Origin of the sequence: Wenzhouxiangella sp. XN79A (genome assembly GCF_012272825.1) — a bacterium.
Taxonomy (GTDB): domain Bacteria; phylum Pseudomonadota; class Gammaproteobacteria; order Xanthomonadales; family Wenzhouxiangellaceae.
In genome coordinates, this window is the sequence record NZ_JAAWWS010000130.1 from 1 (window position 1) to 9,941 (window position 9,941).

General features: G+C 70.6%; 7 protein-coding genes. 4 read left to right on the forward strand and 3 right to left on the reverse strand.

Annotated elements, in window-relative coordinates:
* Positions 1-723 precede the first annotated feature (723 nt).
* Together HFP89_RS02230 and HFP89_RS02235 are read right to left on the reverse strand one after the other, a co-directional pair.
* Entirely contained in the window at positions 724-2,181 is a 1,458-nt protein-coding gene (locus HFP89_RS02230) for a protein adenylyltransferase SelO (protein ID WP_168716013.1), read from the reverse strand.
* A gap of 116 nt (positions 2,182-2,297) precedes the next feature.
* Positions 2,298-3,224, reverse strand: a complete 927-nt coding sequence (locus tag HFP89_RS02235; RefSeq protein WP_168716014.1) for a response regulator — start codon at positions 3,222-3,224, stop codon at positions 2,298-2,300.
* A 288-nt stretch (positions 3,225-3,512) separates the two neighbouring features.
* Here HFP89_RS02235 and HFP89_RS02240 point away from each other — a divergent pair, with 288 nt between their 5' ends.
* From HFP89_RS02240 to HFP89_RS02250, 3 genes are read left to right on the forward strand one after another with little or no spacing between them, the layout of a single operon-like run.
* Positions 3,513-4,970, forward strand: coding sequence for an efflux RND transporter periplasmic adaptor subunit (locus HFP89_RS02240; protein ID WP_168716015.1), 1,458 nt, complete (start codon positions 3,513-3,515; stop codon positions 4,968-4,970).
* A complete protein-coding gene (locus HFP89_RS02245; protein WP_168716016.1) occupies positions 4,967-5,668 on the forward strand; it encodes an ABC transporter ATP-binding protein in 702 nt (233 codons plus the stop codon). The genes HFP89_RS02240 and HFP89_RS02245 overlap by 4 nt, the downstream gene beginning before the upstream one ends.
* Positions 5,665-6,915, forward strand: a complete 1,251-nt coding sequence (locus tag HFP89_RS02250; protein WP_206212187.1) for an ABC transporter permease — start codon at positions 5,665-5,667, stop codon at positions 6,913-6,915. Before HFP89_RS02245 ends, HFP89_RS02250 begins: the two co-directional genes overlap by 4 nt.
* A gap of 4 nt (positions 6,916-6,919) precedes the next feature.
* Here the strand turns inward: HFP89_RS02250 and HFP89_RS02255 are convergent, their stop codons facing one another.
* Complete coding sequence (locus tag HFP89_RS02255; RefSeq protein ID WP_168716017.1) at positions 6,920-7,828, reverse strand: response regulator; 909 nt, start codon at positions 7,826-7,828, stop codon at positions 6,920-6,922.
* Between the two features lie 495 nt (positions 7,829-8,323).
* On the opposite strand from HFP89_RS02255, the gene HFP89_RS02260 reads away from it, so the two are divergent.
* Entirely contained in the window at positions 8,324-9,469 is a 1,146-nt protein-coding gene (locus HFP89_RS02260; RefSeq protein ID WP_168716018.1) for an alpha/beta hydrolase, read from the forward strand.
* Positions 9,470-9,941: the final 472 nt, after the last annotated feature.

Genomic DNA, 9,941 nt, shown 5'->3' on the forward strand with positions numbered 1-9,941 from the left:
CGGCGCCGGATCGAAGGCCTGTTGGAGGCCGCTTGCGGGCGAAGGGTGGCCCGGCCGGTTCGCGAGCAAGCTCCCTCCAACAGGAAAATCAGCGCTGGCGCCGGATCGAAGGCCTGTTGGAGGCCGCTTGCGGGCGAAGGGTGGTCCGGCCGGTTCGCGAGCAAGCTCCCTCCAACAGGAAAATCAGCGCCGGCGCCGGATCGAAGGCCTGTTGGAGGCCGCTTGCGGGCGAAGGGTGGCCCGGCCGGTTCGCGAGCAAGCTCCCTCCAACAGGAAAATCAGCGCCGGCGCCGGATCGAAGGCCTGTTGGAGGCCGCTTGCGGGCGAAGGGTGGCCCGGCCGGTTCGCGAGCAAGCTCCCTCCAACAGGCGAACTGAGCGCAGCGCCGGATCGAAGGCCTGCAGGAGGCCGGGTCTGCCGGGCGAACGATCGAGCCCTCGACCTTCAGAGGATGGACGCAACGGCGCAATGGGGCGAAGACCGCAACGAACGACTGAGAACCGAGAACTGAAAACTTCCCCCGCGAGAAGACGCCCGAGATCGCCTGTGGGAGGCCGGCTGGGCCGGGCGAAGGGTGGCGCCTTCGTTCCTCGAGAGGATGGACGCAACGGCGCAATGGGGCGAAGACCGCAATGAACGACTGAAAACCGAGAACCGAGAACTGAGAACTTCCTCCGTGAGAGGACGCCTGTGGGAGGCCGGCTGTGCCGGGCGAAGGGGCGCTCAGGTTCCGCAGAAGGTCTGCGTGACCCGCTCGTGGTCGGCCGGCGGGTCGCGAAGGTCGGCGAAGTCCTCGTCGAATTCGAAGGGCCGGGCCCAGGCGCGCTGCAGTCGCTCGAAGACGCTGAAGTCGTCGCGGTCCTCGGCTGCGCGGATGGCGCGTTCGACGAGGTGGTTGCGCGGGATGCGGTCGGGGTTGGCGACGTTCATGTCGCTGCGGATCGTATCGATCGGGCGATCGTCGTCGGCCAGCCGGGCGCGCCACTGCGGCAGCCAGGCATCGAGCGCCGAGCGGTCGGCGAACAGACCGGCCAGCAGCGCCGGCGTCGAACCGTCGAGCGCACCGGCCAGGTGACGGAAGGCCAGCGTGAAGTCGGCATGGCCGGCATGCAGCGCGTCGAGAAAGCCGCGGATCAGTGCAGCATCCTCGGGGCCGGCCTCGGCCAGGCCGAGCTTGGCGCCGAACACCGCCCGCCAGTGCCGCTCGAAGATGCCCGGGAACGCTTCCAGCCGCTCGTTGACCTTGGCGATCGCCGCGTTCTCGTCGCCGTCGATGCACGCCAGCAGGGTCTCGGCCAGCCGGGCCAGGTTCCAGTGCGCGATCACGGGCTGGTTGGCGTAGGCATAGCGGCCGTGGCGGTCGATCGAGCTGAACACCTGCTTCGGATCGAACGTGTCCATGAACGCGCACGGCCCGTAGTCGATGGTCTCGCCGGACAGTGCGCAGTTGTCGGTGTTCATCACGCCATGGATGAAGCCCACCCCGAGCCACTTCGCGACCAGCGCGGCCTGGGCCTCGACGGCATGGTCGAGCAGCGCCAGGGCCGCGTTGTCGCCGGGCGACACGCCGAGCCGATCCAGCGTGAAATCGATCAGCGCTGCGACCGTGTCGACATCGCCGCGCGCGGCGAAATACTGGAAGGTACCGACCCGCACGTGGCTTCGGGCGACGCGGGTGATCACGCCGCCGGGCAGCGGCTGCTCGCGCTGGACGAACTCGCCGGTGGCCACCGCGGCCAGTGCGCGGGTGGTCGGGATGCCGAGCGCGTGCATCGCCTCGCTGACCAGGTACTCGCGGATCACCGGGCCCAGCGCGGCCCGGCCGTCGCCGCCGCGCGAGAACGGGGTCGGTCCGGAGCCCTTCAGCTGGACGTCGAACGTACGGCCCTCGCGATCCTGCAGTTCGCCGAGCAGCAGCGCGCGGCCGTCACCAAGCTGCGGCACGAAATGGCCGAACTGGTGGCCGGCATAGGCCATGGCCAGCGGCCTGGCGCCGTCGGGCACGCGGTTGCCGGCGAACACCTCGAGCAACGCGGTGTCCGGCCGATCGACCGGCACGCCCAGCGCTTCGGCCAGCGGACGGTTGAACGCGATCCAGCGCGGCGCCGCCACCGGCACCGGCGACTGGCGGACGTGGGCGTGCTCGGGGAGCGCAGCGTAGCGGGCCTGGAACGGGATCATGGAACCGGACTCGTCGCGCCGGGCTCGGCGCGGATTGAAATGCCGGCACAGTCTACCGGCCGGCGCGCTCCACCGGGTCGACGGCCGAGTGCGATGCCGGCCGCTCGGCGCCGGATTCAGCCGCCGAGACGGTCCGGCAGGTGGGTCACGTTGGCCGGCTGATCGAGCCGCGCCAGGCCCTCCTCGAGCAGCGCCTCGGCCTCGTCGCCGAAGCGCGGGACCTGCATCGAGAACACCACGTCCAGGTCGATGCTGACACTGGGGAACCGGGCCGGCTGGCGCGGCAGCGAACGGCGCAGGCGGCTGCGGAGGATCTGCGCGCCTTCCTCCGAGGTGGCCGGCAGCACCAGCGTGTAGGTTTCCGGGCCGCTGCGGCCGACGGTGTCTTCGATCCGCACTTCGCGGATCAGCACCCGCTCGAGATGGCGCATCAGCGCCTCGCCCCAGCGATTTCCATAACGCCGCGACACTTCCGGTCGATTGAGCAGCCGCACGTGCACCAGGCTCCAGGGCAGGCCCAGGCGGTCGTGCAGGCTGAGGGTCTGCTGCATCCGCGCCAGCAGGCCGGTCCGGCTGCGCTCGATGTTCGGCGACCGCATCGCCGGGTCGTCGTCGTTCTGCTCGGCTTCGGCCTGGCGCAGGAAGGTCGTGACCGGGTCGAGCAGGTCGCTTTCGGTGAACGGCTTGGGCACCAGCTCGTTGGCGCCGGCCTCGATCGCCGCGCGCCGTCCGTCGGACTCCTCGAGGCTGGTCACCACCAGCACCGGCAACTGGCGAAGCCGGTCGGAGGTCGCGCCGCGGATCCGGTGGATCAACTCCACACCGTCGACCCGCGGCATCATCAGGTCGGTGATCACCGCCCGGATCGTGGCGTCCTCGCGCAGCCGGCGCCAGCCCGCTTCACCGTCTTCGGCCAGCACCACGTCGAAGCGCTTTTCGAGGCAGCGTTGCGCGGCGAAGCGCATCAATCGCGAATCGTCGACGAACAGCACCCGCGCCCGCGGGGCGCCGGCGTCGTGTTCGCGATCGTGCGTATTCCGCATGGCTCGGCTCCGCGGTCCGGGTGCGCGGCTCGGAGCCCTGCGCCCCGTCCACGACCCGACTATAAACCAAGTGCCTCGCGCCGGCAGTCCGGCCCGGACCCAGCGTCGACCATGACCTTCGCCACGTCCGCCGACGACACCGATCTGCGACACTCGCGCGCCAGCGTCCGGGCCGGCTGCGGAACCATGGGCCCGCGCCGCGGACGAACCCTCGAAGCACGACGCAACGACGTCGGCTCGAGACGCCATCGCCAAGCCGGCCTTTCGGCCCAGCCAGGACGACCACGCATGCGCAAGCTCCTCATCCCCATCGCCGTTGTCTCGATCGCACTGCTGGGCTGGTGGCTCTGGCCGCGCGACGGCACCGGCGCCGCGATCGAGTTCACCACCCAGCCGGTCGAGCGCGGCGAGATCGTCCGGATCGTCTCGTCGGTCGGCTCGGTGCGCGCATTGAACACGGTCGAAGTCGGTTCGCAGCTTTCGGGCCAGGTCATCGAACTGCTCGCCGATTTCAACACGCCGGTCGAGGCCGGCGACCTGCTGGCCCGGCTCGACCCGCAGACCTTCGAGCGCCGCGTGCAGGAAGCGGAAGCCAACCTCGCCGTTGCCCGCGCCAACGTGTCGATCCAGGCCGCCGGCATCGAGAAGGCCCGGGCCAACCTGGCCAATGCCCGGGCCGAGTTCGAACGCCAGCAGGCCCTGGTCGAGCGCGGCAGCGTATCGGCCTCGGCACTGGACAACGCCGAGGCCGCGTTCCTGTCGGCGCAGGCCGACCTGTCGATCGCCGAGGCGCAGCACCAGAACGCGCTGGCTACCGTGCAGCAGCGCGAGGCCTCGCTGGAAGCGGCCCGCATCGACCTCGATCGGACCGCGATCCGCGCACCGATCGACGGCGTCGTCATCGACCGCGCGGTCGATATCGGGCAGACCGTGGCGGCCAGTCTGCAGGCACCGATCCTATTCTCGATCGCTCAGGACCTGGGCGAAATCCAGATCGAGGCCAGCGTCGACGAAGCCGACATCGGCAGCGTGCGCGGCGGCGCGGCGGCCGAGTTCACCGTCGATGCCTTTCCGGGCGAAACCTTCCAGGCCGAGGTGGGCCAGGTCCGACTGGCGCCGAACGAAGAACAGAACGTGGTCACCTACACCGTCGTGATCAACGCCGACAACCCCGACCGCAAACTGCTGCCGGGCATGACGGCAAGCATCGACATCGTCACCGGCCGTCGCGAAGACGCGCTGCGGGCCAGCAACGCCGCGGTTCGCTTCCGCCCGCCCGAAGACCTGATGCCCGAATCGGCGAACGAAACCGGCGGCGGCCCGGGCGGCGGAGCTCGGGGCAATCCGGGCGAAGCGATGAACCGGATGCTGGTCGAGGTCGGGGTCGACGAGGCCACCCGCGAAGTCGTCGCCGAGGAACTGCGCGAGGGCTTCCGCGGCATGGTCGGGCTGTTCCAGTCCGGGGCCGACCGGGAGACGATCCGCGAACGGGTCACCGCGATGACCCGCGAGGTGCTGGTCCGCAACCTGACGGCCGAACAGGTCGAGCAGATCGAGGAAATCCAGCGGCAACGCGACGCGACCCGCGCCGGCACGGTCTACACGGTCAATCCGGACGACAGCTTGACGGCCCACCCCGTGCGCCTGGGCATCAGCGACGATCGCTTCACCGAAATCGTGATCGGCGACCTGGAGCCGGGCATGGAACTGGTCACCCGCATCCGCCGCACGGAACCGGACGCATGAGCACCGCGCCGCCGCTGATCCGGGCCGAGGGGCTGTGCAAGGACTACGTCATGGGCCGCAACGTGGTTCATGCGCTGATCGATGTCGACGTCGAGATCGACAACGGCGAATTCGTCGCCGTCATGGGGCCGTCGGGGTCGGGCAAGTCGACCTTCATGAACATGGTCGGCGCGCTCGACCGGCCGACCCGCGGTCGCCTGACCATTGCCGGCCGCGACCTGGCCGAGCTCGACGACGACGAACAGGCCCGGCTGCGCAACGAAACCCTGGGCTTCGTGTTCCAGCAGTTCATGCTGCTGGCGCGGACCAGCGCGCTCGACAACGTCAAGCTGCCGTTGATGTACACCGCGATGGATCGCGACGAAAAGCAGCAGCGGGCCGAGGCGGCGCTGAACCGCGTCGGCCTGGCCGATCGCATGGACCACAACCCGTCCCAGCTGTCCGGTGGACAGCAGCAGCGCGTCGCCATTGCCCGGGCGCTGGTCAACCGTCCGCGGATGATTCTCGCCGACGAGCCCACCGGCGCACTGGACACCGCCACCGCTGAAGAAATCATGGGCCTGTTCGGTGCGCTCAATGCCGAGGGCGTGACCGTCGTGCTGGTCACCCACGAAGAAGAAATCGCCGAGCACGCGCGCCGCATCATCCGGTTCCGGGACGGCCGCATCCAGACCGATCAGCGGAGGCAGGCGGCATGAACGACGAACGCACCGGACTGCACCTGTCGGCCAGCCTGGCCATCGCGCTGAAGGCGATCCGGACCAACGCCGTGCGCAGCCTGCTGACCATGCTGGGCATCATCATCGGCATCGGTGCGGCCATCGTCGCGGTATCGATCGCCCAGGGCGCCGGCAAGCAGCTGACCGACCAGATCGAACAGTTCGGCACGCACACGCTGCAGGTCCGTCCCGGCAACAGCTGGTGGGGCGGCCGATCACGCGGCGCCGATTCCGAGCGCCCGTTGACCGACGACGACGTCGAGGCCCTGCGCGCGCTCGACGGCATCGAAGCGGCGTCGGGGCGGGTCCAGGCCAGCGTGACCTCGGTGGCCGACGGCAACAACTGGCCGACCACCCTGCTCGGCGTCGGTGCCGATTTCGCGCTGATCGAGAACTTCGAGATCGCCGAGGGTCGCAACATCACCGAGGCCGAGGCCGAGCGCGGCGCCAAGATCGCGGTGCTGGGCCAGACGGTCGTGGAGGAACTGTTCAACGGCGCCAACCCGATCGGCCAGCGCATCCGCGTCAACCGCACCTCGGCCACGGTGGTCGGCGTGCTGGAAGAAAAGGGCGCGGGCTCCTGGGGCCAGGACCAGGACGACGTGATCTGGATGCCGCTGGACACCGTTCGAAGCCGCGTTGCGCGCTCGGCCGAAGCGGTGGCCGACAACGCAGGCCGGATCCATCTGAAGGTGTGGGACGGCCTCGAGGTCCTCGACGTCGAGCGCGAGGTCGAGCACCTGATGCGGGTCCGGCGCGACATCCAGCCGGGGGCCGAGGACGATTTCCGCATCGCCAACTTCGCCGAATTCATCCGCGCCCGCAACGAGACCGAGAGCCTGCTCGGCTTCCTGCTGGCCGCGTTCTCCGCGACCTCGCTGGTCGTGGGCGGCATCGGCATCATGAACATCATGCTGGTCTCGGTCACCGAGCGCACCCGCGAGATCGGGCTGCGGCGCGCGGTCGGCGCGCGCTCGCGCGACGTGCTGACCCAGTTCCTGGTCGAGGCCACGGTGCTCGGCCTGCTCGGCGGGCTGGTCGGGCTGCTGCTGGGCATCGGCGGAACGATGCTGGCCGCCCGGCTGGGCGAGTTCCCGGTGTTGCTCTCGCCGATCACGCTGGTCGGCGCGGTCGGCGTGGCGGTGCTGATCGCGGTGTTCTTCGGCTACTACCCGGCCCGCCGGGCCTCGCGGCTGGACCCGATCGACGCGCTGCGCTTCGAGTAGCGCGTCAGGCCGAGGAACCGGCCGCCAGCAGGACCACGTTGTCGGGCCGACCGGCGGGGCGGTCGGCGCGCATCAGGGCCGCGGCATCGAGATTCTTCTTCGGCAGGTGGACGAAGAACTCCAGCGCCACGTCCGGGGTCCGACCGCGCACCTCGAAGCGCTGGGTCTCGAGCGCATCGCGCAGACGGAATCTCAGGGCCCGGGCGCCTGCGGCGGTGGTTGCCGGCAGCAGCAGCATGAAGTGATCCGAACCGGTCCGCCCGACGGTGTCCTCGACCCGCACGGTCCGGGCCAGCACCGACTCGAGCAGACGCATCACCGCATCGCGTCCTCCAGCACCGAGTTCAGCGTCGAGCGACTCGGCGTTGCTCAACCGGATCTGCAGGATGGCCAGCGGCAGATCGTGCCGGGCATGCAGGCTCAGGGCCTGGCGCATGCGGCCGATGAATCCGGCGCGGGTCCGTTCCACGTTGGGCGCCGCGGGCACTTCGACCGGCGTCGAGGCCGCGACCCGGGCCGGACGCCCATGCAGCAACCGTTCGACGCGCAGCCGCAGGGCATCGTCGCGAAACGGCTTGGTCATCAGGTCGTCGGCACCGGCGGCACGGACCCGCTTGCGCTCGATCGGACCGGCCGAACCGCTGACCGCCATGACCGGCAGATCCCGGATCGTGGGATGTTCGGCGTTGCGGATCCGGGACACCAGCTCGAATCCGTCGACGCCCGGCATCATCAGGTCGGTGATCACGGCGCGCACTTCGGGATGCTCGGCCAGCACCGCCAGCGCCGCGTCGCCGTCCTCGGCCAGCAGCACCGTGTACTCCGCGCTCAGCGCCTTGCGCGCGGCAAACCGCATCAGCCGCGAATCGTCGACGAACAGGATCGTTGCTTGACTGCCGCTTTCGGTGCCCATGGCCGGCCTCGTTTCCGATGATGGTCACGCGGCATCGTGCCGCGCGCTCGCACTGATGGATACAAGACCGATGCCAACGCCGCCAGGCGCGTGCCATGGTTCACATTTCCGGCGATCGACTCGGCGCAATGCCCGGATTCGACGAGGATCGTGCGCGCACCGTGTCCGGCCGATCCGCGCAGACCGTCAGATTGCGACAACGGCGCTCCGTCCTCCCTGCGCCGGCACCACCGCAGCCCGCAGGCTCCTGACGCCATCGCCCGTCGAACCAGCGCCGGTTCCGGCCTGCCACGGCCCGACCCTTGCCAGGAGGGCCGCAACGAGGAAAAGACGCGAAGGCCGCGAACCACGCCTGCAACCGAAAACGGAACGCAGCCCCCGTTCACCGCTCGCCGCTCGACCAGGCCCGGCTCCTGCCCCCGGCAACCATTCCCCCACAGCGCGGTCGAACAGGCTACGCTGGGTCTCGATCCGGCGCTACGAGGGAGCCGTGCCATGACCGAAACCGGAGCGCCCACGCGCCTGCCGCCGCTGCATCCGTCCGACCTGCAGGGCATCAGCCGGCTGGCGATCGACGGCGTGGTCGGCGTCACCGACCTGGTCGAGCACCTGCACGCGGCGATCGCGTTGCCGGGCACGTCGTCGCAGCGCACCCGAGGCATTACCGGCCAGGTCTATCGCTCGGTCCGCGGCATCACGCGGCTGGTCGGCGGCGGCATCGACCTGGCGCTGTCGCCGCTGGCCCGCGCCCGGCCGTCCGACGCCGTCACCGGCATCGCGATCCGCTCGGCGCTGAACGGTGTGCTCGGCGACCACCTGCACGCCACCGGTAACCCGCTGGCAATCGACATGTCGCTGCAGCACGCCGACGGGATCGTGGCCCGGACGGGCCCGCCGATTCCGGCCGGGCAGGCCCGGCCCCACGTGGTCGTGTTCCTGCACGGGCTGTGCCTGCACCCCGGCCTCTGGACGCCGGACGACGACGGCCCGGGCCTGCCGGAGCGAATCGGCGACCTTCCGGGCCGCAGCGTGCTCCACCTGCACTACAACACCGGCCGACCGGTCGCCGACAACGGCGCCGAGCTGGCCACCCGCCTTGCCGACCTGCACGCCCGCTGGCCGGTGGCGCTGGAGCGTCTTACGCTGATCGGCCACAGCATGGGCGGACTGGTCGCACGCAGCGCCGCGCACCACGGCCACGCCAGCCAACAGGCCTGGACCGACTACCTGGCCGACATCGTCACGCTCGGCACGCCCCACGCCGGCGCCCCGCTGGAGCGGGCCGGACACCGGCTCGAACGCGCGCTGGGCTGGACGCCGTACACCCGGCCGTTCAACCGGCTCGGGCGGATGCGCAGCGCCGGCATCACCGACCTGCGCCACGGCCGGATCACCGCCTGCGGCGGCGCGCCCGGCCTGCCCGAGACCACCCGCCTGCACCTGCTGGCCGCCAGTCGCTCACCCGAAGGCCACCGCACCCCGTCCGGCGACGGCCTGGTCCCGCCGCACAGCGGCCTGGCCATCGGCCTCCCGCTGGACCCCACCCGCCTCCACCGCCGCCTGATCCACGACTGCGGCCACCTGGCCCTGATGCACCACAACGCGGTCGCCGACCACCTCCTGACCGCCCTGGACCGCTGAATCGAACCCCCGCAGCACCCGGCCCGGAGCGGCCAACCGGCTCGCGCGCAAATCCGCCCTCCCCCCGCCGAAACGCGCCGGGCGCGCTCTCCGCACCCCCGTCGTCCCGGGGCGCCGAAGGCGAACCCGGGACCTGTTCTACACCCCGTCGTCCCGGGGCGCCGAAGGCGAACCCGGGACCTGTTCTACACCTCCGTCGTCCCGGGGCGCCGAAGGCGAACCCGGGACCTGTTCTACACCTCCGTCGTCCCGGGGCGCCGAAGACGAACCCGGGACCTGTTCTACACCCCGTCGTCCCGGGGCGCCGAAGGCGAACCCGGGACCTGTTCTACACCCCGTCGTCCCGGGGCGCCGAAGGCGAACCCGGGACCTGTTCCACACCTCCGTCGTCCCGGGGCGCCGAAGGCGAACCCGGGACCTGTTCTACACCCCGTCGTCCCGGGGCGCCGAAGGCGAACCCGGGACCTCGTGA

What these genes read in the sequence shown, in the direction of transcription:
- HFP89_RS02230 (WP_168716013.1), bottom strand. Translation starts at nt 2,181, where the DNA reads ATGATCCCGTTCCAGGCCCGCTACGCTGCGCTCCCCGAGCACGCCCAC.
- HFP89_RS02235 (WP_168716014.1), bottom strand. Translation starts at nt 3,224, where the DNA reads ATGCGGAATACGCACGATCGCGAACACGACGCCGGCGCCCCGCGGGCG.
- HFP89_RS02240 (WP_168716015.1), top strand. Translation starts at nt 3,513, where the DNA reads ATGCGCAAGCTCCTCATCCCCATCGCCGTTGTCTCGATCGCACTGCTG.
- HFP89_RS02245 (WP_168716016.1), top strand. Translation starts at nt 4,967, where the DNA reads ATGAGCACCGCGCCGCCGCTGATCCGGGCCGAGGGGCTGTGCAAGGAC.
- HFP89_RS02250 (WP_206212187.1), top strand. Translation starts at nt 5,665, where the DNA reads ATGAACGACGAACGCACCGGACTGCACCTGTCGGCCAGCCTGGCCATC.
- HFP89_RS02255 (WP_168716017.1), bottom strand. Translation starts at nt 7,828, where the DNA reads ATGGGCACCGAAAGCGGCAGTCAAGCAACGATCCTGTTCGTCGACGAT.
- HFP89_RS02260 (WP_168716018.1), top strand. Translation starts at nt 8,324, where the DNA reads ATGACCGAAACCGGAGCGCCCACGCGCCTGCCGCCGCTGCATCCGTCC.